We start from the raw sequence: 26,564 nt of genomic DNA on the forward strand, positions 1-26,564 counted from the left end.
GACTCCTGTGGATCGGCGCGGAGCCCCCTTCCCCGCGCGCGGTCAGACGCCGAGGAGCAGCACCGCGTACAGGGTCAGCCCGGGGCCGAAGGCCAATGCCAGGCCGTACTCCTCGGGCGCCAGTGGGGACCGGTGCTGCAGCTCCGCCATCACGAGGGGCAGGCCCGCGGAGGCGCAGTTGCCGTGTTCCTGCAGCACGTGCCGGGAGGCGGTGAGGGCCTCGGGCGGCAGGCCGAGGCTGCTCTCGGTGGCGTCGAGGATGCGCGGCCCGCCTGGGTGGACCGCCCACCAGCGCACATCGGTGAGGCTGATCGAGTGGCGTGACAGCAGATCGCTGACCATGGTCGGCAGATGGCGTTCGAGTACCTCGGGCACGCGGGGAGACAGTCCCATCCGGAAGCCGTGGTCCCCGACCGTGAGCGACATGTAGTCCTCGTGCTCGGTGTCTGTTTGCGCCACGACATCGATGATCTTCAGTCCGTGGTCGACTCCGGCGGGTCGCTCGGGCTGGATGACGATGGCCGTGACGGCATCGCCGAAGAGCGCGTTCACCACCTGCTGGGTGGTGTTCCAGGGCGGCGGCTGCAGGTGCAACGACGACAGTTCGGCGTTGACGAGCACGGCCGACCGCTGCTGCGTGCGGACGAAGTTGGCGCACGCGGCCAGGGCCGGCAGCGCCGCCAGACAGCCCATGTGCCCCACCAGGAGGCGCTGTACCGTCGACGGCATTCCCACGTCCCGTGCCAGGCGGGTGTCCAGGCCCGGTGCGGCGTAGCCGGTGGAGGACGTCACGCATATCAGGCCGACCTCGGCCGGTTCGGTGCAGGTCTCGCTGAGGGCCGATGCCACGGCGTCCTTGCACAGCGGAAGCGCCTCTTCCTGATAGCGGCACATGCGTGCGGCCGTGGACCAGTGCTTGACGTCGTCGAGCAGCGGGCTCACCGCCACATGACGGCGCGAGATGCCCGAACACCCGGCGATCCGGTCGACGAGCCGCTGCTTGGCGTCATCGCCTTCCAGGAGCGCGTACTCCTCCTGACTGTAGGAGATCGCCGGCAGGCCCACCGCCACACCGGTCACCACTGCCGAACCGCATCCGCCACCCATACGCCTGACCACCTCCCGCAGTCACTCTGATACGTACGGTAATCATACCGGCGTGGAGTGGGGCCGCCAGGCGTCCTGGTCCACGCCTTGTGGCCGACGGGCGGCCCCGGACCGGCGACGCGGCCACGGCCGCTACCGATCCCGAAGGGAGCGGCGGATCAGGCCGGTGCGCTTGATGGTCGTCAGGAGAGGAGTGGTCTCGATGGCGGTGATGCCGTCGAGGGGGCCGATGGAGTCGGTGAGGAAGGCGTAGAGGGCGTCGAGATCGGCTGCCGCGAGGGCGACGACGAGGTTGGCCGGGCCGGTGGTGGCGGCACAGAACCGGACGTGCGGATGGACGCTGAGGGCCTGTGCGGTCCGGTGCAGGGCGCCGGGTTGGACGGCGATCCACAGGACGGCCTCGGCGTGTGCGCCGAGCAGGGCGAGGTCGAGCTCGGTCGCCAGGCGCAGCACGTGACCGCGTAGCAGTGCGTCGAGCCGTCGGCGGGCGGTGAGCGCGGTGGTGCCGGCGTGCCGGGCGAGGTCCGCGTAGGTGGCCCGGCCGTCTTCACCGAGCGCCCCGATCAGGGCCGTGTCGATGCCGAGGGGTGCGGGAGGGGCCGTCGGGGGTGCCGCATCCTCCTGGACGTCTACGAACGCGTCCTCGAACGCAACCCCGGTCTGCCCGCCGGCACGTTGGTGATGGAGCACGGCGGACTGGCCGGCCCCGAACAGCGCGCCCGCGCCGTGGCGTTGGGCATTCCCGTCACCATCCAGCAGTCGCTGCTGCATGACACCGCCGAGGTGGAAGAGGGCTTCTGGGGCCCGGAACGCGTCGCCCGGCTCTTCCCCGCCCGTGGCTGGCTCGACCTGGGCGCCCAGGTCAGCGCCGGATCCGACTTCCCCGTCGGCCAGTTCGGCGCCATGCGCTCCGTCTGGGGCATGATCACCCGGCAGACCGTCATCGGCGTCAAGGGCCCCGAACACGCCATCACCTATGACGAAGCCCTCGCCCTGCACACCCGCAACGCCGCCCGGCTGCTCGGCGAGGAGCACCTGCGCGGCACTCTCACCCCGGCCGCTTCGCCGACCTCACCCTCTGGGACCAGGACCCCGCGCACTGCCCCTCCGACGCCCTGCGCGACCTCAACCCCGTCCAGACCATCGTCGGCGGAACGGTGGTCTCGCCGGCCTGATCGCCCGGCCCGCGGGCCAGGCGGTCGGTCTCGTCGTGGGCTCGGTTTCGAGGGGCAGGGGCGGCGTTCAGGCTGCGAGCCCCGGGACGCGGCGGGCCGGCTGCCCGGTGAGATGGTGAACGTACTCGTGTTCCAGGCGGAAACCGGCGGTCCAGGCAAGGAGTCGGCTCGGGCGGTTGTCACGTGAGCAGGTCCAGCTGGGGGTGTGGCCGCGCGCCGCGATGTCCTGGCACAGGGCGGTCACACAGGCCAGGGCGAGGCGCTGGCGGCGGTGTTCGGGGACGGTGAGGCAGGCGATGTCTTCGTACGTGCTGCCGCGGAAGTAGGTACAGGCCAGGGCGAGCACCCGGTGCCGGTCGAAGGCTGCCCAGCCGTGACCGGAGGCGGCGAGCCCGGCCGTTCCGCCCCAACTGGCATGAATCCAGGCCGATTCGGCGCCCAGTGCGGCAACGGCAGGAGTGTCCTCGGGCGTCAGCCGACGCACCGTCACACCACGGGGCGGGTGCGGGCGTGCCACCGGGACGCGATGGACGTACCCCATGCGTTCCCACGGCACCAGCTGGTCGAACGCACAGCCCAGCAGGGGGAGGAAGCGGGCCGGTGCCTGGACGTGGTGCGCGACGAACGGGGCGAGCGCGAGCGGGGCCAGGGCGGTTGGCTCACCACGGAGCAGCAGGTGATCGGCGCAGGTCACCGCAATGGTGCGGGGGTCGATGGGGCGGTCGGCCCACCAGTGACCGGCTCCCGAGGCCAGTGTGTGTTCGGCCAGTGCCATCGTCCCGGGGGGTCCGGCCGCGAACCAGTGGGAGACTGCGGCGGCTTGTCGGGGAGAGAGCTTGATCACGGTGCTCCTTGTGGCGCTCGCGGAGTGGTGCACCTTGGTTTCCGGCCAGTTGCCTGATGGTGCGTCAGGTGGTGGGGCGGGTCGTTTGTCTGGGGTCATGGGTCGACGGGCGCGCGGCAGTGAGGTGCCTGAGGAGGGCGGGCCCGTCGAAGGGGCGAGACGTCTCAGCGGGAGGCGGACGTCTTCATGCGGTACGGCGCGGTGCGCGTCGCAGGGCCTTCGGGTGAGGGGGACGGCCGAGGAGGAGCCATGCGCTGTTCACCTCGCCCATCCAATTCCGTACCGGCGCCCGCCTTCAAGGGGTCCACGCCGCAATTGACGCACCCCTGACGAGCGGGCGGCGGGCCGGTGGAGCAGGGTCGGAGCGGGGTGCGGACCTATCCGCGTGGCCAGGGCGCTCCGGGTGAGGCCGGGCCGGTACCGACCGAGCGAAAGTCCACGGCGTGAGCGGCGGCCCCGTTGCGCGTATGGTTGGGTTAAGTGTCAGTAGGTATCAGCGAAGTTCCTTGGAGGGAACGGAAACCCGGCTGATCGGCTGGAGAGCTGGTGAGGGCCGCACCGCCGCCCCCGGCGCACACCCAGCGAATCGGAGATGGTGTCGTGCACGCCTGTGTACTGTCTGTCACGTACTTGCCTGGCCCGCTCGTGGATGCGGGGCCAGGCACAGCCCAACCGGCAGGGCTCCGGCGGCGGCCCGGCGGCGCCGGTGTCGACGTCGACGCGGCGGCATCGGCTCGTGGCCGGCTGCCACCCGCTCGGGGACGCACTGGATCCGGCGCCGCTCCCGCTCTGCGGCCGCCGTAGGCGGAGTGGCTGCCGTCCGTGGCAGTTGACGGCCGGTGACGTGGTGGGGCCGTGGTCACATCACCCTTTCCTGCGGGGCTGTTCGAGCCACCTCTCCGGCGCCACCGCGGCCGGGCTCGCGTACATCGGTGTCATGAGGACGCAGAGGAAGACCGTGAAGACCGCACCGCATCGCGCACCGATCGACCACAGCGGCATGGGTTGCCTGCCCCAGCTGCTCAGGCAGCAGGTCGAGGCACGGCCCGACGCCGTCGCGGTGGTCTGCGGCGACCGGTGCCTGACCTACCGCGAACTGGACGAGGCGGCGCGCCGACTGGCCGCGTACCTCCGCCAGGTCGGTGCGGATGTGGAGCACAGCGTCGGACTGTTCGTCGAACCGTCCCTGGAGCTGATGACCGGGGTGTGGGGCATCCTGTTCGCCGGAGCCGCGTATCTGCCGCTGTCGCCGGAGTACCCGGAGAGCCGGCTGCGCTACATGATCGACGACAGCCGGACACGTGTCATCGTCACCCAGGACCACCTGGCAGCCCGCTTGGCCGAACTGGCCCCCACAGGCACCCGGATCGTCACCCCGGCCGACGTGCTGAGCAACTGCCGCACCCGACTCGCCCCGGTGGCGGTGCGGCCGGACTCGCTGGCGTACGTCATCTACACGTCCGGCAGCACCGGCAGACCGAAGGGCGTGATGATCGAGCACCGCAGCATCGCCTCCCAGATGCGCTGGATGCACCACCACGGCTACCTGGGCCAGGACGTCACCGTGCTGCAGAAGACACCGATGAGCTTCGACGCGGCGCAGTGGGAGATCCTGGCCCCGGCCGTCGGCGGCCGGGTGGCGATGGGGACACCAGGCATCCACCGGGACCCGCAGGCACTGATCGCTGCGGTGGTCAGGCACCAGGCGACCGCGTTGCAGTGCGTGCCCACACTGCTGCAAGCCCTCCTGGACACCGAGGAGTTCGGCCGGTGCACCTCGCTGCGACGGGTGTTCTCCGGAGGCGAGGCACTGTCGTGGCGGCTCGCCCGTGCGCTGGCCGACGAGCTGCCGTGGGTCTCGCTGGTCAACCTGTACGGGCCGACGGAGGCCACCATCAACGCCACCGCCTGCCTGGTGGACCCGCACGCCGCCGGTGCCGGCACGGGCAGCGTGTCCATCGGGGCGCCGGTCGGCGACACCGAGTGCTTCATCCTCGACGCCAACCTGGCGCCGGTGGGCATCGAGGAGACCGGCGAGCTGTACATCGGCGGCATCCAACTGGCACGCGGATATCTGAACCAGCCCGAGCAGACCCAGGAGCGCTTCATCACCTCGCCGTTCAGCCGCGCCGAACGCCTGTACCGCACCGGCGACCTGGCGTACTGGAACCGGGACGGCACCATCCAGTTCGCCGGCCGGGCCGACAACCAGGTCAAACTGCGCGGCTGCCGCGTCGAGCTCGACGAGGTCGCCCTGGCCATCGAGGAGCACATCTGGGTCAGACACGCGGCGGTGGTCGTCACCGACAACCAGCGCACCGGTTCGGCACACCTGATTGCCTGCGTCGAGCTGAACCCCAAGGAAGCGGCGCTGATGGACCAGGGCAACCACGGCGCCCACCACCAGTCCAAGGAAAGCCGGCTCCAGGTCAGGGCGCAGCTGTCCAACCCGGGGCTGCGCCGCCGCGAACAGCTCGCCGGCCGGCCCGCGGTGGAGCTGCCCGGCAGACAGGAGACACCCAGGCAGCGCAGGGAGGTCTTCGCCCGCAAGACGTACCGCTTCTACGACGGCGGGCCGGTCACCCGCACCGACGTACTGGCCCTGCTCGCCGAACGCCCGGTCGCCGGCCGGTCCCGCGCACTGGACGAGCTGACCTTCGCGGAGCTGGGCGAACTGCTGCGGTGGTTCGGCGCGTACCACAGCGACCAGCGGCTGCTGCCGAAGTACGCCTACGCCTCCCCGGGCGCCCTGTACGCCGCACAGCTGTACCTGGAAACCGGCGGCGGCGTGGCGGGACTTGCGCCAGGCGTGTACTACTACCACCCCGTCGACCACACTGTCGTACGGATCGGGCCGCCTTCCCAGCGATCCGACGGCTGTCTTTCGGTCCATCTCCTCGGCTGCAGACGGGCCATGGAACCGGTGTACAGGAACAACATCCAGGAAGTGCTGGAAATCGAAGCCGGGCACATGGTCGCGCTCTTCGAGGACGTGCTGCCGGAGTACGGGCTGACCATCCGGCCGCTGGCCCACGACGAGTCGGTCAAGGACCTCCTGGACGTCTCCGTCGAGGACTACTACCTGGGCACGTTCGCCATCGGCCCCGCCGACGGGGCAGCCTGGGAGGACCCCACGGAGATCTACGTGCAGTCCCACCCGGGACGCATCCAGGACCTGCCCACGGGCCAATACCACTACACCGGTGGCGAGTTGATCCACCTCTCGGACGAACTCGTGCTGCCCAAGCATGTCATTGCCATCAACCAGCAGGTCTACCGGCGCGCGAGCTTCGGCATCACCGCCGTCAGCCGCGCCGACCAGCCCTGGCTGGAGTACGTGGCCCTGGGCAGAAAACTCCACCACCTGCAACGCAACGGCGTGCGCCTCGGCCTGATGTCCTCGGGATACAGCTCGAAAACGGGCCACCCCCTGCCCGCCGCCCAACGCATCGACGACATCCTGGCCGCCCGCGGCCTGCCCACCGGCCCCTCGTACTTCTTCCTCGGCGGCAAGGTCGGCGACGAGCAGATCCGCAGCGAGGGCATGCGCGAGGACATCGTCCACATGAAGGGCCCGGCCGAGATCATCAAGGACGAGCTGATCCGCCTGCTGCCCGACTACATGGTCCCCGACCGGGTCCTGGTGCTCGACCGGCTGCCGCTGACGGCAAACGGCAAGGTCGACGTCAAGGCACTCACCGCCTCCGACCAGGTGCGGTCGGCGGACCGCAGCACTCCCTACCTCGCCCCCGCGACCAGGCACGAGAAGTGGCTCGCCGAGGCGTGGGGCAGGGCGTTGGAATACGACCACGTCTCGACCGAGGACGACTTCTTCGCCTGTGGCGGCGACTCGCTCACCGCCGTCGAGCTGGTTCTGACGATCAACCGTGAGTTCGGTACCCGGCTGCCGCTCCAGGTCGTCTTCGAGCACCCGAAGCTGGCCGACCTCGCCGCCCGCATCGCCGACTGCACGGCCCACCCCTCCTCCCGCCTGGTACCCCTGCACGACGCGGGCCTCGGCCGGCCCGTCTTCTGCTGGCCAGGACTGGGCGGCTACCCGATGAACCTGCGCCTGCTGGCTCGCCAGGCAGGCATGGGACGGCCCTTCCACGGGATCCAGGCACACGGGGTCAACTCCGGCGAGGAGCCCTACCCGACCATCCGGGAGATGGCTGCCGCCGACCTCGCCGAGATCCGGCGGGTGCAGGCCGAGGGGCCGTACACCCTGTGGGGCTACTCCTTCGGGGCCCGGGTCGCCTTCGAGGCCGCATGGCAGCTGGAGCAGGCCGGCCAACCGGTGGACAACCTGCTGCTGCTCTGCCCCGGCAACCCCAAGGTCCACCACGCCAACGCCGACCGCCACGGGCGCCAGGCGTCCTACACCAACCCGGCGTATCTGACGATCCTGTACTCCGTCTTCACCGGCTCCATCACCGGGCCCGACCTCGACGAGTGTGCAGCGGCGGTCCGCGACGAGAACAGCTTCGTCGCCTTCATCCACCATCTGCTCCCCGCACTGGACGAGCAGCTGATCCGCCGTATCACCCGGATCGTCGCGCTGACCTACGAGTTCCAGTACAACCTCCGCGAACTCGCCGCACGGCAGCTCCATGCGCCGGTCACCGTCTTCAGGGCCACCGGTGACGACTCCTCGTTCATCGACACCTGGTCCGGCTACTCCGCCACACCCCCGACCGTGATCGACCTCGACACCGATCACTACAGCGCCCTGAAAGAGGCCGGCGTCACCGAACTCGCCTCGGCCATTCAGGCCCGGCTGAACGGCTGACCCGCCGGCTGCCGCCCGATGCCCCGGGTTTCAGGCGCCGTTCAGCGCCGCGGCGGACCGCTTCAGGGCATGCAGCAGCCAGTCGATGTGGTCGGATTCCAGGATCGCCGGCGGGGTCAGCCGGATCACCCTGCTGGCGTTGAGCGTGTACGAGGTCAGCACCCGCTCGCGGAGCATATGGGTCAGGAACAGCCCGGCCGGCGCCTCGGAGGTGAACTCGATCCCGATGAGCAGCCCGCGTCCCCGGACCTCCCGGATGAGCTGCGGGCCGGCGGCGGCGAGCGCGTCGGAAATCAGCGGCAGGAGCCGGCCGCCGAGTTCTCTCGCCCGCTCGATCAGGCGATCCCGCCGCAGCACCTCGATGGTGGTGGCCGCCGCCACGGCCGCGAGCGGATTGCCGCCGTAGGTCGAGGAATGGAACAACGGGTCCCGGTTGAGCACTTCGTAGACCTCGGGCGTGGCCAGTGTCGCGGCGACCGGAACGACCCCGCCGCTGAGCACCTTCCCCGTCGTCAGCAGGTCCGGGCGCACCCCGTCCGCATCGCACCCCCACCAGGCGCCGAGGCGGCCGAGCCCGGACTGGATCTCGTCCAGGGCGAGCAGCGCGCGGAACTCCTCGCACAGCTCGCGCACCTGCCGGAGATAGCCCTCGCGGGGAATGCGCACCCCGCCCTCGGCCTGTACCGGTTCCAGCAGCACGCAGGCGCGTGCCGGGGCACCGCGAAGGGCGGCCTTCAGGGCGTCGGCGTCACCGAACGGAACGAACTCCACATCCGGCAGCAGCGGTTCGAGACCGGTCCGGTAGCGGGCGTTGCCGGTGGCGCTGAGCGACCCCAGCGTCTTCCCGTGGAAGCCGCCCTCGGCCGCGATCAGCCGGTGGCAGCCGTTCGCCCGGGCGAGCTTCATCGTCAACTCCACTGCTTCCGCACCGGAGTTGGTGAAGAAGGCGTACTGCAGACCGGCGGGCGCCACCGAGACCAGGCTCGCTGCCGCGGATGCCACGTTCGGCTCGATCAGGGCGCGCGTCGACAGCGGATGCCTGCCCAACTGCGCCGTGACGGCGTCGACGACGTCCGGGTGGCGGTGCCCCAGGAGGAACACCCCGTACCCGCCGCAGTCGAGATAGGGATGGTCCTCCTCGTCGTACACCAGGGCGCCGTCCGAGCGCACCTCCAACGGCAGGCCGAGCAGCGCGGCGATGCGGGAGTGGCCGCGATTGACGTGGTCGCGGAGGTGGTCCAGCGCGACCTCCCGCGCCCGGCCGGTACCCGCCGGGGTCACCGCACCGCTCCCGAGGCGTCGCGCGCATGAAATCCGCTCGCCTTCGCCCACCTCAGCAGGGAGGCGCGCAGCGTCTCCCTCTGGTCGGGGAGTTCCGCCACATCACTGGGGAACGGGTTGCGTACCGACACGTAAGGGGTCAGCTGCTCGGCGAGGGCCTGGATCAGCCTCCGGGTGTCCTCCGGCATGGACGTGAGAAACACCGGCACGATCAGCCGCTCGTACAGGTCCTCGTCGACGAAGCGCGTGTTCGGAACGGGCCGGCCCAGTTCCTCCGCGGCGGCCTGGATCTCGCTGACGACCTCGCTGATGTGCAGGGCCCGGGATCCGGCGGTCAACCACAGTTCCGTCCGGTCGGACTCCTCCTCGATGAGGTCGGCGATGTGCCGCGCCACGACGTCCTGAGGCACGAAGTCGACCAGCCGGGTGGGATCCAGCGGGATGAGGGGGAGATGGCCGCCCAGGACCGCGCCGCACACCTTGTGGAACCCCTGATGCCTGGCGATCTGGCCGGTGTGGGAGTCGCCGACGATGATCGAGGGCCGGACGACGACCGCCGGCAGGCCACTGGCGCCCACCAGCTCCTCGGCCTGCGCCTTGGTCCTGGCGTAGGCCGGTGCCGAGGAGCCACCGTCGGCGCCCAGCGCGGAGAACGCGGTACTGACGTACACCAGTCGCGCCTTGGCCTCCCGGGCGAGTTCGATGATCCGTTGGGTACCGGCGACATTGGTTTCGGCCAGCGCGGGCCCGGCGCCGAAGCTGGTGTTGGCCGCGGCGTGCACGATCACATCGATCACCGCGCAGGCTTCCTTGAATTCACTATGGGACAGTCCCAGGTAGGGCAGTCTGATGTCGCCGCGCACGGTCTTCACCCTCGGCGCATTCAGCGCGGTCTCGTGGAGGAGACAGGTGACGTGGTGCGTGCCCAGGTGCGGCAGCAGGGCACTGCCCACCACTCCGGTCGCGCCGGTGAGGAGCACATTCAGTGGTCGGCCCCCGACTTCGGTCTGCCACATGGGTGTTGTGTCCTTCCATCGGGAGTTCTCCACGGGAGAACGAGCCGGCGGTGCCGGCCCGGGGCGCTGGGAGAAGAGATACCCACGGTTCACCTCCGCCCGTCGAGGCGGCCGGAAAACTGTCGGACGTAGCGCACCGTTACGTCAGGAACCGAGGAACATGCTATGGAGGTGTCGGAGCGCCCACCACCGGAGACAGCATCACGCTCGCCCGCCCCTCGGAATGCGTGTTCACCCGGCACATCCGTTATCCGGATGCGGCGCTTTTCCCCGTCCCTCGTGCCGCGCCCGTCGCGACCGTCCCCGGATGGCGGAAGACCGCAGCTCTCGGCAGGCGTGCCCACCTCTTCGCGACCTAGCATGACGGTACGCAATGCCTGGCGTTGCCCCACTGTCGTGGGAGCGTCGCCGCCGTATCCGAAGAGGACAGAAGCCGACACATCGACCGCAATTCCAGTGGGAACGCTGCACCCGGTTCGCGTGGGTACCGCTGACTCGTACCGGACTGCCGAACATCACGCCTTCCCTTCATCCATGGCTCGGAAAATTTGGGGGCGCAGTGCGCGAGGTCCGCGTTGCTCTTCACATTCCCGGTGCACAGCCGAGGAAGGTATTCGACTCACTCTCGGATTTCGCCAGCTTTCCGCGGCACTCCGATGTGGTGCACTCCGTCTCCCTGGAGGAAGGCCCGGACCACGACCGGATCTCCACCTGGGAAGTCGACTTCGCCGGCGGAATCCTCAGGTGGCGGGAACGCGACCGCCTGGACGAGCGGCGCCTGCGGATCGACTTCGAACTCATCGACGGCGACCTGCTCGCCCTGGCCGGTGACTGGTCGATCGCGCCGCTCCCGGAGGGCAGCGCACTCCGGTTCGGCGCCCGCTTCGACCTGGGGGTGCCCGGCATGGCGGACCTCCTGGAGCCCGTCGCCGGCCGGGCCATGACGGACACCGTGACCAAGATGATGCACGGGGTCTTCGGCCCGGCCGCAGAGGTCACCGAGTGCCAGGACCTGGCCGTCGCACCTTTGGAGGGTGGCGGTGGTCAGCCCTGAACGCACGGTAGTCGGCGCACCGGCCCCCTGGCAGATCGACGTGGTCGACAGCGTCTCCGAGATCCCGCCGGAAGTGTGGCGCAAACTTGCGCCGCCCGACGACCCGATCTACGAGTACGCGTTGTTCCAGGCCATGGAACGGGCCGGAATCGGCCCGGACGCCTATCGGTACCTCCTGCTCAGACAAGGGCAGCAGATCAGGGCCGTTTTGCCGACCTGCGCCTACCGCGCACTGGCACTCGAAGACGCACTGGGAAACGAGGGCCGACGAGCGCTGCGGCCGCTGCACCGCCTCATGGGCAGACCGCTGCATATCAGACTCCTGCTGTGCGGACACCTGCTGGGCGAAGGGAGGGTTTTGCGCGCGGACGCACTCGATGAATCCGCACCACACCTCCTGATCGAAGCGGTGCGCCGACTGTCGGCTTCGATGGGCACTCGGTGGACCGTTTTCAAGGACTTCCCCCAGGCGGACCTGGAGTGGCTGGACCCGGCACTGCGAAGAGCCGGATACTTCCGAGCCCCCGGGCTGCCCGACGCCCACATCTCCCTGCACACCACGACTTTTGAGGAATACGTCTCCACCCTGTCCAGGAACAACCGGAGCACCACCCGACGCAATCTGGCGAGGTTCTCCGAGCACGACGACGTGACCATGGAGGTACGCGAGCGCTTCGACGACCTCGTACCGGCCATGATGCCGCTCTACGAGGCGGTGCTCGACCATGCGGAGAGCCGGCTGGACGTGTGGACACCGGAATTCTTCTCCCTGCTCTCCACCGACCCGAGGATTTCGGCCAAGGCCGTCACCTGCTGGGAGAAGGACCGCCTGGTGGGGTTCCTGGTCTGCCTGTTCGGGGCGAAGAACGCGGTGGCCATCCGGATCGGCATCGACTACGACTGCTCGCGGGAACTGCGCCTCTACCAGGTCACCTACTACCGCGGCATCGAAGAGGCGATTCGGCTGGGAATGGCCGACATCAACCTCACACAGACCGCCTATGAGGCGAAACGCAAGATGGGGTGCCACCTCGTCCGGTTCGAACATGCCGTGACGCACAGCAATCCGGTGTGCCGGACGATCCTCCGGCACGTGTTCCCGATGGCGCTCAACAGGTCAGGCGACCGCGGGCAGGACGGGGCCCGCGGGCAGGACGGGTCGGCTCGGCACGGAACATAGGTCACGCCTCGCCTGGATGGCTCGCCTCACCCCCCACGTATTTGCCCTCCACAAGAGATCGCCAATAATTCCGCCTGGACGGTCCGGCCCCGTGCCGGACGCATGGGGCATGAAACGCACGTACGGCCCACGCCTCGTGCACGATGTGCCCGCTGCGCGCGGCATCCGCGTCATGCGCCGGCCGAACGGGAGGAGTGTGCACGTGGAGCTGGAGCTTCGGCACCTGAGAGTGCTGTGCGCGATCGCCGATGCCGGAAGCGTGGGCCGGGCCGCGTCCGAACTGGGCTACTCGCAGCCGGCGATGAGTACCCAACTCCGCCGCATAGAGCGGCATTTCGGCATGCCGCTGTTCGAACGGAACATGTCCGGCGTCGAGCTGACCCCGTACGGCGCGGAGGTGCTGGCGCAGGCCCGCGACGTGCTGGCCCGCGCGGATGCGATAGGGCGCCGCCCGGCCGGCAGCGATGCCGCGACACGCCGGCCGCTCCGTCTGGCGGCGACCAACTCCCCGGTGCTGTCCGGGATGGTCGTCCGGCTGCGGAGCCGGCTGCCCGACGTCGCGCTCACGGTCAGCAGCGTCTACCCGTCCTCGGAGATCGTCCAACTCCTGGAAGACGGTGCGGTGGACGCGGCGATCGCCGCCGACTACCCCGGGCTGGAGCTGCGGCATTCGGCCGCGGTGGCGCACCGGGGCATCGTCACCGAGCCGTCCTTCGTGGCGCTGTCGGCTCGGCACCGGCTCCGGCACAGCGTGGAGGTGGGACTCGCGGACCTGGCCGACAGCGCCTGGTTCGTGACGCCGGACGACGGGGCCGGCTGGCCGGGAGTGTTCTACGCGGCCTGTGAGGCGGCGGGCTTCACCCCGGCGGCGGTCCATGAATTCCTCGGCGATCAGCTGCAGTTGCAGAGCATGATCGCCGAGGGTCTGGGGGTTGCGGTCGTGCAGGCGACGCTCCGGCCGATTTCCGGTGTCGTCGTCAAACCGCTGATCGGCACGCCGCTGTGGTGCCGCTATGTCCTGGCCTGGCGGCGGGGGAGCGTTGCCGACGAGATCGCGGACACCCTCGTCGGCTCGGCCTCCGCCGCGTACCGCGCGCTCATCGCCCAGTCGCCGCATCTGCGGACCTGGGCCTCGCGGACCTGGAGCGTGTCCAGGCCATAAGGGCGGCGGGGGCGTGTTGTCGAGGGCCGCGCGGGGCTGTCGCCGGCCGACGCGGCCGAGTTCGCCCGTCGGTGATGTTATGGCGGGCCAGTCCCATGTGCTATGTCACACCTCATTGTCGGCGGCCGGAGCGCCCTGAGAAGGTGCCGATCACGCCTCAACCTCCCGAGGTGCATCTGTCCACAAAGGAGCAGGGATGCGCTATCGCTTCACCTGGCCCAGATGTGTGGTCGGCGGCCTGGCCGCCTGCGCGACGATCGCCAGTCTCGTGGCGACGCCGGCGCTGGCCACACCCTCACCGGCGGACGCCCCCACGTCCCCGGCCGGGCCGCGCGCCACCACTCACCCGAAACCGCCGCCGACCGGCCCGCTCACCGCCGCGAACGAGCGTCCGGCAGTACAGGGCCGCCCGCTCAGTCCCGCCCAACTCCGCCCGCTCAGCGCGAAGAATCCCCCCACTTCTTCGACTGCGGCGGCAGAGCACAAGGGAAAGAAGCACCCCGCCCCGGCGTCCTGCGCCCCCGGCGACTTCGGCGGCCGGACCGGGGACGAGCTGGTCACGGCCGTCAAGGCCGCGCCCATGGACTGCATCAACACCCTCTTCTCGGTCACCGGCCAGGACGCGCACGACGTGTTCCGCGAGGAGCAGATGGTCACCATAGCCAACGCCTTCAAGGACGGGGCGGCGTCGTATCCCGGCGACGACTCCACCAAGGTGTGGCAGCTGGTGCTCTTCCTGCGGGCCGGCTACTACGTGCAGTCCAACCACCCCGCCGACGTCGGCCAGTACGGCAAGAACCTGGCCACGGCCACGGAAGGCGGCCTGGACGCCTTCTTCGCCAACGCCCATTCCAAGGACGTGTCAGCGGGCAACGGCGATGTCCTCGGCGAGGTCCTCGTCCTCTCCGACAGCGCCAACGAGCAGGGCCGCTACCTGAACGTCTACAAGCAGGTACTGACGGGCTACAACAGCTCCTACGACGCCATCCCCAGCATGGTGGCCGCCGTCAACGACGTCTACACCCCGCTCTGGCGCGGGAACTGGAACGAGGACTACGTCAAGGCGGTCACGGCCGACCCGAGCATCATCGACACCCTCGACGCGTTCGCCCGGGACCACCTGAAGCTGCTCGGTACCGACAAGTCCTACCTGGACTCCAACGCCGGTATGAACGTGGGCCGTTACGTCGAGCACCAGCCACTCCAGGCCAAGGTCCGCCCGCTCATGAAGGGCCTGCTGGACGCCTCGAAGATCACCGGCCCGACCGCACCCCTTTGGGTCACGGTCGCCTCCCAGGCCGACTCCTACGACAAGGGCAACTGCTCGTACTACGGAGTGTGCGACCTGGCCGACCAACTCACCAAGGCGGCACTTCCGGTCAGCCACTCCTGCGACAAGACGCACACCATCAGGGCACAGGCGCTGAACGCGGCCGACCTCGACGCCGCCTGCAGCAGCCTCCTGGGCCAGGACCCGTTCTTCCACAACACCGTGAAGGACAACGGTCCAATACCCGGCCAGTACGAGTCGACCGTCCAGATCGTCGTGTTCAGCAGCCGCGAGGACTACCAGACCTACGCCGGGGCGATCTACGGCGTCGACACCAACAACGGCGGCATCACACTGGTCGGGGACCCCACCAAGCCCGACAACCAGCCGATGTCCATCGAGTACCAGAAGGGCCCCGACGACGGCTTCCCGGCCGGGATCTGGAACCTCAACCACGAGTACACGCACTACCTCGACGCCCGCGACGACATGAAGGGCGACTTCAACCAGCAGACCACCGTCCCGGACGTCTGGTGGATCGAGGGACTGGCCGAGTACGTCTCCTACAGCTACCGCAAGGTCACCGACACCGAGGCGGTCACCGAAGCGGGCAAGCACACCTACAAGTTGAGCACGCTCTTCCAGAGCACCTACGCCAACAGTGACGTGACCCGCACCTACCCCTGGGGCTACCTCGCGGTCCGCTACATGTTCGAGAAGCACCCCCAGGACATCGCCAACATGCTGGGGCACTTCAGGACCGGCGACTACGCGGGCGGCTACGCCGTCTACAACAACGACATCGGCACCCGCTACGACGACGACTTCGACACCTGGCTCACGGCCTGCGCCTCCGGCGCCTGCAAGGTCAAGTAATCACCGTGACAGTGACGGTGACCATGAGGGTGACAACAGCGTCGCACTGAGCGATACCGAGCACCGCACCGCACACGGGACGAACACAGAGCCGTGAACACCAGACGCGAGGCTCCTGGCACGGCCCACCCGGCGCTGGCCGGGCGGGCGTGCCGGGAGCCTCGCATGTGGTGGCGGAGCGGCGTGGAGGGAGCGGGAGCGGCTCGCCGCGGTCACCGGGCCAGGCGTATCTGCGACGCTGACACCGCCCGGCGCAGTACGCCGACGGCCCGGCTGCGGTCCCGCGGGACGCCCGCATGGACTGGCTTCGGCGCCGATTCTTCACTCAGCTCTTCCTCCAACTCTCCCACCGGCTTGAACATGCTGGTGCCGGACGGCGACTACGCGATCAATGTGAGCCCCGACTTCGGGTACGGCACGTTCGGGCACCCCTGGGAGTACACCCGCTGCGTCGGTGCCGCGATCCGACTGGACTGAAGCAGGCAACAGCCGATGCGGGCCGTGCGTCAGGCCAGCATCTGCCGCAGCCAGGACCGTTCCGCGCGGCTGGTGGCGCGGGCGATGGTGAGCATGCCGCGGCGGTAGGGGTCGTCGGTCTGCTCGGCGCGCAGGGGGCGCTCGCCGTCGTAGAAGAAGCTCGCGGGCTGCTCCAGGAAGTCCAGCCGCCGGCGCAGCACCGCGCGCCGATCGGCGGTGTCGGGAACGTGGGAGAGGAACGCCAGGACCGTGAAGTACCGGGTGCTGTCGCTGATGTCCAGGCCGTCGGCGTCCCGCAGCCGGCGCAGCAGCTCGCCGCGGCCGGCGCCGGTCAGACTGAGGGTGTGCCGCTGGGCGGCCGAGGCGCCCGGTTCGGTGCGCCGCTCCAACAGACCGGCGTCCACCAGCCGGTTGATCGCCGGGTAGAGGCTGCCGTCGCTGACCGGCCGGGCGTGGCCGGACAAGTGCGCAATGCGGTGGCGCAGTTGGTAGCCGTGCAGGGGGCCTTCGGCGAGGAATCCCAGGATCGCGAGTTCGAGCATGCTGCTAGTCTCACACATCGAAACGAGGTACCTCGAATCGATGGAGGGAGCTGAGGATGGCGATGACGTACACCGAGGAGTGGGTGACCACCCGGGCGCGCACTGCCTACGAGCAGGGCCGGGCATCGTTCGACATACCGCCGGAACGAACGGCACTGCTGGTCATCGACATGCAGGACGAATTCGTCCGGCCCGGCTGGAGCCCCTACTGGGTGCCCGCGGCCACCCGGATGGCTCCGCGGCTACGGCAACTGGTCGAGGACTGCCGGGCCGTCTCCGTCCCGGTGATCTGGACCATCTTCGACGACACCCATCTCGGACTGGACCGTCCGCACGCCCTGCGTTTCCTCCCGCACGTCGACACCGACTGGCGCCGGCCGGGCCCCGCCGAGGTCTGGCGGCAGATGGGCTACCGCCCCGACGAGGTCGTCATCCGGAAGCCCTCCTACGGAGCGTTCTACGACACCCCGCTCGACACCATGCTGCGCAACCTCGGTTGCGACACGGTCATCGTCACGGGAACGCTCACCAACTACTGCTGCGGTACCACGGCCCGCCAGGCATACGAACGCGGCTACCAGGTCGTCTTCGGATCGGACGTCACGGCCACCGACGACGAGTCCCGGCAGGAACCGGAACTCGCCGTCCTGCGCAAGGGTTTCGCGCTGGTGCTGACGGCCGAGGAGATCGCGAACCGACTGGCCGCAGCCGGCTCTGCGCCGGAGCGCGGTCAGGCCGCGGTACGCGTGAAGAACTCCAGGTTGTGACCGTCGGGGTCGTTGACGTAGCAGCCGCGGCCACCGTGCATGTCGTTCAGCTGGCCGGAACGCCTGTGGTAGGGATCGGCCCAGAATTCGAGTTCCTTCTCCACCACGCGGGCAGTCGAGCGTGACGCCGTTGTCCAGGCGGATCGCGGCGAACGGCCCGTTCACCTCAGGCTCCGGGCCGTCGACGAGCTCGGAGAAGAAGCGAGCGGCGGCAAAGCGGTCAGTGCTGTTGGCCTGGGTCGAGTTGTCGGCGCGCTGCTGGTTCTGTGGTGCGGACAGGACGGGGACGTCCTGGATTTTGACGTTCAACAGGTCAACGAGGTCCTGGATGTTCGCTTTGGTGGGAATGCCGAGGCAGCACCATCAGGTTGCCGTCCGGGGTGCGCCGTGCGAGCGTGCCGGTGCGGAAGTAGCCGTCGGTGGTGAAGGAGCGGGCGTTGTGGTCGGGTGCCCGGTAGTAGCCCCGGACGGTGTACGGGCCGCGGGCGAGGAGTTCGCCGGGCTCCCCGTCGGGCACGTCCTTGCCGTGGGCGTCGACGATGCGGGTCTGGTCGTCGGGCGAGAGCGGGCGGCCCTGCGTGGTGAGCACGGTCTCGTCCGGATCGGCGGGCCGGGTGAGAGTGAGCAGTCCCTCGGCCATACCGAAGACCTGCTGGAGGCGACAGCCCAGTTCGGGGCTTACACGTGCGGCGGTTGCCCGGTCCAGGGGTGCGCCGCCGATCTGCACAAGGCGCAGACTGCTCAAGTCGGCCTGGATGGAAGGAAGTGCGTCGAGCCAGTGGCGGGCGAGCGCGGGATCGACTGAGGTGACGGTGACCCGTTCCCGTTGGATGGCCGAGAGGCATGCGGCGGGTTCCGGGGCCTCGGGCAGGACGACGGTGCCGCCGACGGAGAGGGTGCCGACGATGCCGGGGCCGCCGAAGGCGAAGTTGGACACGGCGGGCAGTGCGGCGAGATACCCGTCGTTCTCGGTGAGCGACATCAGCTCGGCGGCGGCCCGTGCCTGGTAGGCGTAGTCGTTGTGGGTGCGCGGAACGAGCTTGGGCGCCGTGGTCGTATCGCCGGAGAGCAGGAAGAACGCCACCTGGTCGGCGCTCTGCGTAAGCGTCCGCTCGGGCGGGGCGTCGATCGATCCCAGCGGGAAGTAGTGGCAGCCCGACGGGTCGGTCGAGAGACCACCGCCGAACGGGGACGTGGCGCCCGGATCCTCCAGAGTGAACACCCGTCGCAGGAAGGGCCCTTGAGCCGCGATGTCCGCGGCCATCGCGGTGTGGTCGAAGCCCTGGTGCCTTGAGGGACCGACGTAGCCGACGGCCTCGGTGACCCGCACGATGTGGGACACCTCGGCGCCGCGGTGCGTGACCGGGCAGAGCACGGGGACCGCGCCGGCCCGCATCAGTGCGAACACGGAGAGGACGAACTCCGGAACGTTCGGCAGCTGGACGACGACCCGTTGACCGGGGCGGAGGCCACGCAGCCGGAAGCCGGCGGCCATGCGGTCCACCCGCCGGTTCAGGTTCGCGTAGGTGAGGCGGTTGCCACCGTGTACGAGCGCGGTCCGCGGTCCGTACTCCAGGGCCCAACCGCGCAGCAGGTTGTCCAGCGTGGTGCCACGCCAGTGCCCGACCGCCCAGTAGCGGTCGACGAACACCTCGGGCCAGGGCGTGCAGCCGTCGAGCATGGTTGTCATTCGTTTCCTTACTACCGCCTTGATCTGGAAGTCCCACGGCAGTCCAGCCTCTCAACGCCCTCATATGCAATGCGCTTTCCTGACCATGGATGCTGAATAACCTCAGCGGAAAGTCCAATGACTGCCGTTGACCATGGGTTGTTGACCGACGCTGACCGTGGGCTCTCGCGGTCGCGTCCGGGAAGCCGGGTAGACGGGTAGCCAGGTGTATGGGATGACGCCTGGCCTGGCGGACTGGGGTGGGACCCTGCTGGGTCGTGGGTCCGGCGCTCCGCACATCAGCAGGATTTCATCGGCATTACATCGCCTCGCGCAAGACTCCCGCACGCCGCTTCGGGCCCGCGGGTGCGCCTGCCCAGGGTCCGGTGCATGGGACGTGGGTGCAGGGGAGTTGTCTGTGGCGTCCCGGCGGCGAAGACCGGACGGAAAAAAGCGAGTTGCCCCGTGAGTGAGATGTCACCGCCGGACCCCCGAGTGGGGTTCGGCCAGAGCCGCCCCACCCAGCCTCTCCGGCAGGGAACGCCTGGCTGGGGACCCGCGGCCCAGGCCCCCGACCCGGCGCAGGCAGTGCCGCCCATGCCGGGACAGGCACCGCCTCCGGTCCCGGGCCGGACGCCGGGGACACCCTCGGCGTGGTCGCAGCCCGGCCTGCCGACGCCGGCGCACAACGGTGCCCCGGGCGCGGGGCGGATGCGCGGCAGTGCCCGGCCGTGGCTGATCGGTGGCGGCGCCGCGCTGGCCGTGGCCGCGGTCGTCGGAGTGGTCATCGCGATGTCGGGGGGCGAGGGCGCGAGCGACGCGTCGGGGAAGCCGCCGGCCGCCGCGGGCGGAGCCGGTACATCGCCCGAGGCGGGGCCGGGGGCGTCCGAGGGGAAGACCTACACCAAGGTCCCCGAAGGCTGTCAGCTGGTCAAGGCGTCCACCATCGCCCGCATCGCACCCGGCACCGAGTGCAAGCCGTCGCAGTTCGACAACGCCACCATGGCGGCGATGATCACCAGGATGCCGACTTGGCGAACGCCCTTCGGCTCGGGCGGCGCGTATCGGAACCTGGGGGTGAACCTCTCGGTCAGCCCGGGCGCGAAGGGCCTGTACGACATGCACAAGAAGACCGCGCTCACCGCCTTGGGCAAGATGCGCAAGACCACCGACTCCCGGCCGCTCAGCGGCCTCGGCGACGAGGCGCACGTCGTCCATGCCGTCGACAACGAACCGATGCGGCTGGCCGAGGCAACGGTGATCGTCCGCGCGGGCAACGCCTCGTACACCGTGAGCTACACCTACGACACCGGCCGCTCCGGCGTGAACCAGCAGCAGGCCGAGGACGCCGCCGTCGCCGCCGCCCACGACGTGCTCGGCTCCCTCGGCTGACCCCGCCGCGACGCAGTGGACGCACTCCGGCAGGGCCGCGGCGGCGACGCGACGCCGCGGCAGACCCCTCCGCACACCACCCTCCCGCACCCGCACCACCCGGGCCCGCAACAGCAGGGCCCGGGCCGGATCGGCCCCTACGAGGTGTTCCAACTCCTCGGCGAGGGCGGCATGGGACGGGTCTACCTGGGCAGGTCACCCGGCTCGCGCCTGGTCGCGTTGAAGGTCATCCGGCCCGAATACGCCGAGCTGCCGGCCTTCCGCGGCCGCTTCCGGCGCGAGGCCGACGCCGCCCGCAGGGTCAGCGGCTTCTACACCCCGCCGGTGCTCGACGCGGACGCCGACGCGCCCCAACCCTGGCTGGCCACCGCCTATATCCCCGCACCGTCCCTGCACGACGTCATACGCCGCTTCGGTGTGCTGCCGGAGCCTGCTCTGCGGGCGCTGGGCATGGGCCTCGCGGAGGCGCTACTCGCCATCCATAAGGCCGGCGTCGTCCACCGCGACCTCAAGCCAGGCAACGTGCTCGTCGCCGACGACGGTCCCCGCGTCATCGACTTCGGCATCAGCCGGGCCGTGGACGCCACCCAGCTGACCCGGACGGGCACCGTGATGGGAACGCCCGGCTTCATGGCCCCCGAACAGCTCGTCTCCAGCCACGACGCCGGTCCGCCGGCCGACGTCTTCTCCCTCGGCTGCCTCCTGGCCTTCGCGGCCACCGGGCAGGGGCCCTTCGGAGCCGGCACGCCCACCGAGGTCCTCTACCGGGTCGTGCACGCCCCGCCCCAGTTGACCGGCCTGCCCGCCCCGCTGCGCTCCCTGGCGGCGGCCTGCCTGGACAAGCACCCCGACCAACGGCCGCCCGCCACCGAAGTCCTGTCCGCGTTGAGCCCCGCCGAGCCCGCCGCCCTGCTCACGCCCGGCCTGCGGGAGAACCTCGCCACGCGGCAGGCACATGCCGCCGTCCTGGTGACCGCACCCCCGCTGCCCGACACCCCGCTGGAGACCGTGACCCCGAGCCCGCCGAGCCGCCGCCGCTTCCTGCGGCTCGCTGTGGCCGGCGGCAGCGCCGCGGCGGTCGCGGGCACCGCCGCCGCCCTGGCCGGGTGGGGCGCGCAGCCCGACCGCACCCCGAGTCGGAGCACGGGCGCCACCATCCGCCCCCGCACCAAGGTCCCCGCGGGCCCGGCGCCGCAGTGGTCGCGCCCGCTGCGGAAGCTGCAGAACGGACAGCTGCGGCTGCTCGGCCACACCCTCGTGCGCTGGGACCAGACCACGGCGCTCGGCTACGACACCACCACCGGAGCGGAACGCTGGACGGCCGCACCCCGCCTGCCCTCCGGCGCCAACGGCAGGCCCGAATGGCTCGGCGTGCAGGGCCCGACGCTCTACGCCACGGCCTGGGGCGACCACGGCTATCTGCTCGGCCTGGACGGCAACGGCGTACTGAAGTTCAGCCACGCGGTGACCCGGCCGGAGGCGGGCAGCAGCTTCGCCGCCCACATCCACGACGTCTTCTGCACCGCCGGTTCGGTCGCCCTCCTGGGCACCAGCAGCGACAACGGCTACGGCGTGTACGCCGTGGATCTCGCCACAGGGCAGGTGCTGTGGTCCCGCAAGGTGGCCGGCAGCGACTTCCGGGCCCACTCCGACGGCCGCCGCTGCTTCCTGCACGACGCCGGCACCCTCCACGGCCTGGACCTGCGGACCGGCACGGTGCGCTGGACGGTCCAGGACGTCGCCAGGCCCGGCGACTATCCGCACCTGGCCACCGACGGCAACGCACTGCTCGTCACCAGCACCAAGGTGCAGGCGTTCAGCGCGGCCGACGGCCGCAGACTGTGGACCGCCGTCGACGAGCCGACCACCCTCAACCCCACCACCGTCCTGGGCACATCGGCCTACGTCGTGGACGGCCAGGGCACCGTCTTCGCCCTCGACACCCGCACCGGCGAACAGCTGTGGCACACCGCGAGCCCGCTGTCCCTGAGCCCCTCCGGCGCGACCGATCCAGGCCCCTCCGTCTCCTCGTCCCTGCTGGCATACCCGCTGTTCAGCGCAGTCACCCCGGGCTTCGTCGTCCTGCGCGCCGGCGACGGCAAGGTCCTCTGGGCACACCAGGACTCCGGCGCCGCAACTACGAACAAGGGCATCGCCTGGCGGGTGCAGACCACCGGCACCACGCTCTACGCCGCATCCGACACCACCCTCTACGCCTTCCGGAGCACCCCCCGATGACGACGCCGACCACGCGGCCCGCCACCGCCCCCGCCCCCCACATCGGGCCGTACCGGCTGATCCGGGAACTGGGCGCCGGCGGCATGGGCCGCGTCTACCTGGCCGCATCCCGCAGCGGCCGCGCCGTCGCCCTCAAGGTCGTCCGCCCCGAACTGAGCGCCGATCCCGATTTCCGGCGGCGCTTCAAGGCCGAGGTGGACGCGGCACGGGCCGTCGGCGGCGCCTTCACCGCGCCGGTCGTCGACGCCGACGCCGAAGGGGCACAGCCTTGGCTGGCCACCGCCTACATCCCCGGCCCCGCACTGGACGACGCCATCGAGACACACGGCCCGATGCCCGAGACCACCCTGCGCGTGCTCGGCGCGGGCCTGGCCGAGGCACTGGCCGCCATCCACCGTGCCGGGCTGATCCACCGCGACCTCAAGCCGTCCAACATCCTGCTCACCTTCGACGGGCCCCGCGTCATCGACTTCGGCATCAGCCGGGCCATCGACGGCACCGCACTCACCGCGCAGGGCCAGATCATCGGATCGCCCGGCTTCATGTCGCCCGAGCAGTCGACGGGCAGTCAACTCACCCCGGTCAGCGATGTGTTCGCCCTGGGCGCCGTACTCGCCTACGCCGCCACCGGCAACCCGCCCTTCGGCACCGGCGCGGTCCACGCACTGCTCTACCGCGCCACCCACGAGCCGCCCGAACTGGACGGCGTCCCGCACAGCCTGCTCGGCATCGTCGCCGCCTGCCTGGACAAGGACCCGGCCAGGCGCCCCACCATCGCCCAGCTGCAGCAGTGGCTGCGCCCGACCCACACCACAGGCTGGCTGGGCGCGGTCGAGCTCCAGGTGGCCGAGTCCGAACGCAGCTTCCACCACGAGGTGCGCACCGCCCTGCCCAGCCGGCGCCGGATACTGGCCGGCGGCGCGGTACTCGCCGCGGCCGCCGCCACCGCAGGCACCGTCCTGCTGCTCCGCCCGCGCGACGAAGACCCGCCGGCCACCCCCGAGCTCGCCTGGACCGCCGGCCTCCCACAGCCCGACATGGCGCTGGCGGCGATGACGCCCGCCACGCTGCTGTGCGCCGGCAAGACCACGGGAGCCTGCTTCGACCGCACCACCGGCAAGCTCCTGTGGAAGGACGTCAGCGGCCAGAACACCGCCGCCCTCGCCGACAACCAACGCGTCTACACCGTACGCACCGACGGAAAGGTCCACGCCGTCGACGTCCGCTCCGGAAAGCCGCTGTGGGCCGCGTCCCCCACCGGAAGGGGCGCGCCCCACCTGGAGTTCGCCAACGGCTCACTGATGGTGACCATGGACAACACCGGGCGCTTCCAATGCCTGGACGCATCCACCGGCCGGCTGCGCTGGAAATCCCAGCTCACCGGCGGACTCGCGGTCGTCGGCACCACCCGGGCGGACCAGCTGATCGTCTGGGGCGGCGCCGCGACGACCTCCACCACCGCGACCCTCAACGGATACACCGCCCTGGCCCCGGACACCGGAACCCGGCTGTGGTCCAGTGACCTCGTCGCCCTCTACCCGCCACCGCCCAAGGCCAAGGCGCTCTACGCCCTCGACGGCGGGATGAACCTGCTCGCCCTCGACCCCGCCGACGGCCGAACCCTCTGGCGCAAACCCACCCAACTGCCGCCCACCAACAGCCAGTTCCTCATGTACGAAGGATCTCTGCGGCTGCGCGACGACGTTCTCTTCTGCTACCCGGGGACCGGCGCCGGCGGCGCGACCAGCGGGCTGCTCGCGGCCTTCGACCCCGCGACGGGACGGACCCTGTGGAGCGTGCGGACCGCAGCCCGGGGAAACCGCGGCTACGACCGGTCCGGCGCGACCGTCTGCTATCTCGACAAGGTCCTGCACGCCGTCGACACCCACACCGGGGCGGCCCGTTGGACGGCCGGCTCCGGCCTCGGCACGCTCCAGTTCCTGGGTGCGGCCGGCAACCTCTTCCTCGCCGCAGGGACGCAGGGCCTGTACGGCTTCCACGCCGAGACCGGCAAGCAGGTCTGGCGCTACCCGGTCACCGGCGGCTCCGGCTCCTGGTCGGCGTTCCCCGCCGACGGCCGCTTCTTCGCCAGTTCGTCCGGCAGGCTCTTCTGCTTCTCGGTACCCGACGCGTAGTGGTGGAGTACGGCACGTCACCGATTGGCCACTGTCGGCACGCGAAAAGTAAGGGCAATAACGTACCTTTTCCTGAATTTTCATAAAAATCCTTGTTTGAACTGCTGAGGCGACGTAGTGTCGACTACGCCGCAGCCAGGCGTTCCAGCCGGGCGAACCTCCAACGGCGAACCTCGCGGACGCACTGAATCGCCGCCGGACGACGATCCGGAAAGCTGCGACGAGGCTCGATCACAGGAGGCGAAGATGACCTTCAAGGTGTTCTTCCCCCGCAACCGCAAGACCGACTGGGACGGGGACTGCGACGACTGGGGACGCGGACGCGGATGCGGTGGCTACGGCCACTGGCGCCGTGGGGGATGGCGTGGTGACGGCGGCGTCATCGTCATCATCCGTTGACGACCTGGCTCGTTGGGACCGCACTCGACCGACACCGAGTGCTACGTCTGAGTACAACGTCGAAGACGACCGCCTGATCAGGCGGATCTCATCGTGCCCGGCGTGCGCCGGAAGAAGCGGCGCACGCCGGGCGTCGGCACGTTTTCCGGGGGAAGGGCGCCCACGGAGGATCGTGGGCCCGCGCGGCGTGGACGCCCTCGCGCGTCAGAAGCCGGTTGCGAAATCCTGGGTCCACCAAGGCCCGTTGGGGGAGAGGTTGACGCCCACGCCGGTGGATTTGTAGGAGCAGTTGAGGATGTTGGCCCGGTGACCGGGGCTCTTCATCCAGCCGTCCACCGCAGTGGCCGCGTCCTTGGGACTCTTGAAGATGTTCTCGCCCCAGCTCTGCCAGTGGAAACCCGCGTTGGTCATCCGCGTGCCCGGATCGACGCCCTCCGGGGTCTCGTGGGCGTAGTAGTCGCGGGCGGCCATGTCGTCGGAGTGTGCTTGGGCCGCGGCCTGTATGTGGGAATCGACGCTGAGGGGCGCACAACCATGCTGGGCCCGCTGGGCGTTGACCAGATCGACCACCTTCTGGGCGAACTCCGAGGCGGCGCCGGTCGCGGCCCCGGACCGGCTGGGAACGGTGGCTCGGCCGGCACCGGACGTCATGCGCGGTGTCGTCTTCTGAGCCGCGTGCGAGCGTTCCGCAGCGGTGTTTGTCGGGGACGGTGTGTGCCTGTCGTCCTGCTGCTGGGAAGCTGACGGAGTGGGCGACGGCTTGTGGCGGCGCGGAGAGTGCCAGGTGCTGCTCGGCGTCGGCGCGACGGAGGAGATCGGGGCGGGCCGCCGCGGTGTGGCCAGATCGGCCACGAGCGTCTGCTCGGCCCCCGATCCGGGACGTATCAACACCAGGCAGGTCCCGCCCACCGCAAGGACGGCCGCCACGGCCGGCACCGCCACCTTCACGGCCGGACGGGCGGCGTCGGCGCGGTGGCTCCCCCCTCTCTTCCCCGGCCGGCGGCCGGGACGCGACGCGGCGTGACGCCGAGGGGCGGTGGTGGGTACGTCGGCCCGCCGTCCACTGCCGACCGTCGGCTCCTCGTACGAGCCGGGCTCAAGTCCCTCGTTGCGCTCCATGTTTCCGTTCCGTTCCGTTTGATTCCGTTTGGCACCCCGGTCGTGGGGCGGTGCGCTCCGCGATGTCGGTCG

General features: G+C 70.2%; 21 protein-coding genes. 12 read left to right on the forward strand and 9 right to left on the reverse strand.

All coding sequences use genetic code 11. The features are described 5' to 3' along the window. Positions 1-42: 42 nt before the first annotated feature. Positions 43-1,107, reverse strand: a complete 1,065-nt coding sequence (locus tag B073_RS0110795; RefSeq protein WP_078507971.1) for a type III polyketide synthase — start codon at positions 1,105-1,107, stop codon at positions 43-45. 132 nt (positions 1,108-1,239) lie between these two features. Continuing rightward, positions 1,240-1,878 carry an Lrp/AsnC family transcriptional regulator gene (locus B073_RS39690; RefSeq protein WP_234025047.1) on the reverse strand — a complete coding sequence of 213 codons (639 nt, stop codon included), beginning with the start codon at positions 1,876-1,878 and terminating at the stop codon, positions 1,240-1,242. Here B073_RS39690 and B073_RS43865 point away from each other — a divergent pair. Beyond that, on the forward strand, positions 1,786-2,469 hold the full coding sequence (locus tag B073_RS43865) for an amidohydrolase family protein (protein WP_324608788.1): 684 nt from the start codon (positions 1,786-1,788) through the stop codon (positions 2,467-2,469). The two genes, B073_RS39690 and B073_RS43865, sit on opposite strands and share 93 nt — an antisense overlap. On the opposite strand, the gene B073_RS0110805 is transcribed toward B073_RS43865, so the two are convergent. Then, positions 2,350-3,126, reverse strand: coding sequence for a GNAT family N-acetyltransferase (locus B073_RS0110805; RefSeq protein ID WP_026247256.1), 777 nt, complete (start codon positions 3,124-3,126; stop codon positions 2,350-2,352). The genes B073_RS43865 and B073_RS0110805 overlap by 120 nt on opposite strands. A gap of 937 nt (positions 3,127-4,063) precedes the next feature. On the opposite strand from B073_RS0110805, the gene B073_RS0110810 reads away from it, so the two are divergent. Continuing rightward, positions 4,064-7,915: an amino acid adenylation domain-containing protein gene (locus B073_RS0110810; RefSeq protein ID WP_026247257.1), complete on the forward strand. Its 3,852-nt coding sequence runs from the start codon at positions 4,064-4,066 to the stop codon at positions 7,913-7,915. A 30-nt stretch (positions 7,916-7,945) separates the two neighbouring features. Here B073_RS0110810 and B073_RS0110815 read toward each other — a convergent pair whose 3' ends face one another. Further along, the gene (locus B073_RS0110815) at positions 7,946-9,196 is read right to left on the reverse strand and encodes an aspartate aminotransferase family protein (protein WP_018538112.1); all 1,251 of its coding nucleotides are present in this window, start codon (positions 9,194-9,196) and stop codon (positions 7,946-7,948) included. Next, a complete protein-coding gene (locus tag B073_RS39695) occupies positions 9,193-10,212 on the reverse strand; it encodes an SDR family oxidoreductase (RefSeq protein ID WP_018538113.1) in 1,020 nt (339 codons plus the stop codon). Before B073_RS39695 ends, B073_RS0110815 begins: the two co-directional genes overlap by 4 nt. Positions 10,213-10,585: 373 nt before the next feature. Here B073_RS39695 and B073_RS0110825 point away from each other — a divergent pair, with 373 nt between their 5' ends. The 5 genes from B073_RS0110825 to B073_RS48745 all read left to right on the forward strand — a co-directional run bounded on the left by B073_RS0110825 (position 10,586) and on the right by B073_RS48745 (position 16,231). Beyond that, positions 10,586-11,266 (forward strand): SRPBCC family protein, encoded by a 681-nt coding sequence (locus tag B073_RS0110825; protein WP_078507972.1) that lies wholly within the window; start codon positions 10,586-10,588, stop codon positions 11,264-11,266. Next, positions 11,253-12,446: a GNAT family N-acetyltransferase gene (locus tag B073_RS0110830; protein ID WP_158690111.1), complete on the forward strand. Its 1,194-nt coding sequence runs from the start codon at positions 11,253-11,255 to the stop codon at positions 12,444-12,446. The genes B073_RS0110825 and B073_RS0110830 overlap by 14 nt, the downstream gene beginning before the upstream one ends. Positions 12,447-12,648: 202 nt before the next feature. After that, positions 12,649-13,608: a LysR family transcriptional regulator gene (locus B073_RS0110835; protein ID WP_018538116.1), complete on the forward strand. Its 960-nt coding sequence runs from the start codon at positions 12,649-12,651 to the stop codon at positions 13,606-13,608. Positions 13,609-13,804: 196 nt separating this feature from the next. Beyond that, complete coding sequence (locus B073_RS0110840; RefSeq protein ID WP_018538117.1) at positions 13,805-15,754, forward strand: collagenase; 1,950 nt, start codon at positions 13,805-13,807, stop codon at positions 15,752-15,754. A gap of 165 nt (positions 15,755-15,919) precedes the next feature. Continuing rightward, entirely contained in the window at positions 15,920-16,231 is a 312-nt protein-coding gene (locus B073_RS48745; RefSeq protein ID WP_078507973.1) for a DUF2716 domain-containing protein, read from the forward strand. A 29-nt stretch (positions 16,232-16,260) separates the two neighbouring features. Here B073_RS48745 and B073_RS0110850 read toward each other — a convergent pair whose 3' ends face one another. Further along, the gene (locus B073_RS0110850) at positions 16,261-16,773 is read right to left on the reverse strand and encodes a PadR family transcriptional regulator (protein WP_018538119.1); all 513 of its coding nucleotides are present in this window, start codon (positions 16,771-16,773) and stop codon (positions 16,261-16,263) included. 56 nt (positions 16,774-16,829) lie between these two features. Here B073_RS0110850 and B073_RS0110855 point away from each other — a divergent pair, with 56 nt between their 5' ends. Further along, positions 16,830-17,540: a cysteine hydrolase family protein gene (locus B073_RS0110855; RefSeq protein ID WP_018538120.1), complete on the forward strand. Its 711-nt coding sequence runs from the start codon at positions 16,830-16,832 to the stop codon at positions 17,538-17,540. Here the strand turns inward: B073_RS0110855 and B073_RS49020 are convergent. After that, positions 17,504-17,647 carry a hypothetical protein gene (locus tag B073_RS49020; RefSeq protein WP_018538121.1) on the reverse strand — a complete coding sequence of 48 codons (144 nt, stop codon included), beginning with the start codon at positions 17,645-17,647 and terminating at the stop codon, positions 17,504-17,506. The two genes, B073_RS0110855 and B073_RS49020, sit on opposite strands and share 37 nt — an antisense overlap. 206 nt (positions 17,648-17,853) lie before the next feature. Continuing rightward, the gene (locus B073_RS39705) at positions 17,854-19,230 is read right to left on the reverse strand and encodes a (2,3-dihydroxybenzoyl)adenylate synthase (protein ID WP_106731823.1); all 1,377 of its coding nucleotides are present in this window, start codon (positions 19,228-19,230) and stop codon (positions 17,854-17,856) included. Between the two features lie 690 nt (positions 19,231-19,920). Here B073_RS39705 and B073_RS0110870 point away from each other — a divergent pair. The 4 genes from B073_RS0110870 to B073_RS46315 all read left to right on the forward strand — a co-directional run bounded on the left by B073_RS0110870 (position 19,921) and on the right by B073_RS46315 (position 25,373). Continuing rightward, on the forward strand, positions 19,921-20,601 hold the full coding sequence (locus tag B073_RS0110870) for a hypothetical protein (protein ID WP_018538123.1): 681 nt from the start codon (positions 19,921-19,923) through the stop codon (positions 20,599-20,601). A 15-nt stretch (positions 20,602-20,616) separates the two neighbouring features. Next, complete coding sequence (locus B073_RS42730; RefSeq protein ID WP_018538124.1) at positions 20,617-22,839, forward strand: serine/threonine-protein kinase; 2,223 nt, start codon at positions 20,617-20,619, stop codon at positions 22,837-22,839. After that, positions 22,836-24,974, forward strand: coding sequence for a serine/threonine-protein kinase (locus B073_RS42735; protein WP_051093977.1), 2,139 nt, complete (start codon positions 22,836-22,838; stop codon positions 24,972-24,974). Before B073_RS42730 ends, B073_RS42735 begins: the two co-directional genes overlap by 4 nt. A gap of 246 nt (positions 24,975-25,220) precedes the next feature. Further along, positions 25,221-25,373 (forward strand): hypothetical protein, encoded by a 153-nt coding sequence (locus B073_RS46315; protein WP_018538125.1) that lies wholly within the window; start codon positions 25,221-25,223, stop codon positions 25,371-25,373. Between the two features lie 204 nt (positions 25,374-25,577). On the opposite strand, the gene B073_RS46320 is transcribed toward B073_RS46315, so the two are convergent. Further along, positions 25,578-26,492 (reverse strand): CAP domain-containing protein, encoded by a 915-nt coding sequence (locus B073_RS46320; RefSeq protein WP_158690112.1) that lies wholly within the window; start codon positions 26,490-26,492, stop codon positions 25,578-25,580. Positions 26,493-26,564 lie beyond the last annotated feature (72 nt).

Origin of the sequence: Streptomyces sp. MspMP-M5, assembly GCF_000373585.1 — a bacterium.
Lineage (GTDB): Bacteria > Actinomycetota > Actinomycetes > Streptomycetales > Streptomycetaceae > Streptomyces.

Bases quoted from the DNA above. Each gene is read 5' to 3' on its own strand.
- B073_RS46315 (WP_018538125.1), top strand. From the start codon at position 25,221: ATGACCTTCAAGGTGTTCTTCCCCCGCAACCGCAAGACCGACTGGGAC.
- B073_RS0110810 (WP_026247257.1), top strand. From the start codon at position 4,064: ATGAGGACGCAGAGGAAGACCGTGAAGACCGCACCGCATCGCGCACCG.
- B073_RS39690 (WP_234025047.1), bottom strand. From the start codon at position 1,878: ATGCAGCAGCGACTGCTGGATGGTGACGGGAATGCCCAACGCCACGGC.
- B073_RS0110825 (WP_078507972.1), top strand. From the start codon at position 10,586: ATGCCTGGCGTTGCCCCACTGTCGTGGGAGCGTCGCCGCCGTATCCGA.
- B073_RS0110870 (WP_018538123.1), top strand. From the start codon at position 19,921: ATGCGCGGCAGTGCCCGGCCGTGGCTGATCGGTGGCGGCGCCGCGCTG.
- B073_RS39705 (WP_106731823.1), bottom strand. From the start codon at position 19,230: ATGACAACCATGCTCGACGGCTGCACGCCCTGGCCCGAGGTGTTCGTC.
- B073_RS39695 (WP_018538113.1), bottom strand. From the start codon at position 10,212: ATGTGGCAGACCGAAGTCGGGGGCCGACCACTGAATGTGCTCCTCACC.
- B073_RS48745 (WP_078507973.1), top strand. From the start codon at position 15,920: ATGTGGTGGCGGAGCGGCGTGGAGGGAGCGGGAGCGGCTCGCCGCGGT.
- B073_RS0110840 (WP_018538117.1), top strand. From the start codon at position 13,805: ATGCGCTATCGCTTCACCTGGCCCAGATGTGTGGTCGGCGGCCTGGCC.
- B073_RS0110855 (WP_018538120.1), top strand. From the start codon at position 16,830: ATGGCGATGACGTACACCGAGGAGTGGGTGACCACCCGGGCGCGCACT.
- B073_RS42735 (WP_051093977.1), top strand. From the start codon at position 22,836: ATGACGACGCCGACCACGCGGCCCGCCACCGCCCCCGCCCCCCACATC.
- B073_RS46320 (WP_158690112.1), bottom strand. From the start codon at position 26,492: ATGGAGCGCAACGAGGGACTTGAGCCCGGCTCGTACGAGGAGCCGACG.
- B073_RS0110850 (WP_018538119.1), bottom strand. From the start codon at position 16,773: ATGCTCGAACTCGCGATCCTGGGATTCCTCGCCGAAGGCCCCCTGCAC.
- B073_RS0110795 (WP_078507971.1), bottom strand. From the start codon at position 1,107: ATGGGTGGCGGATGCGGTTCGGCAGTGGTGACCGGTGTGGCGGTGGGC.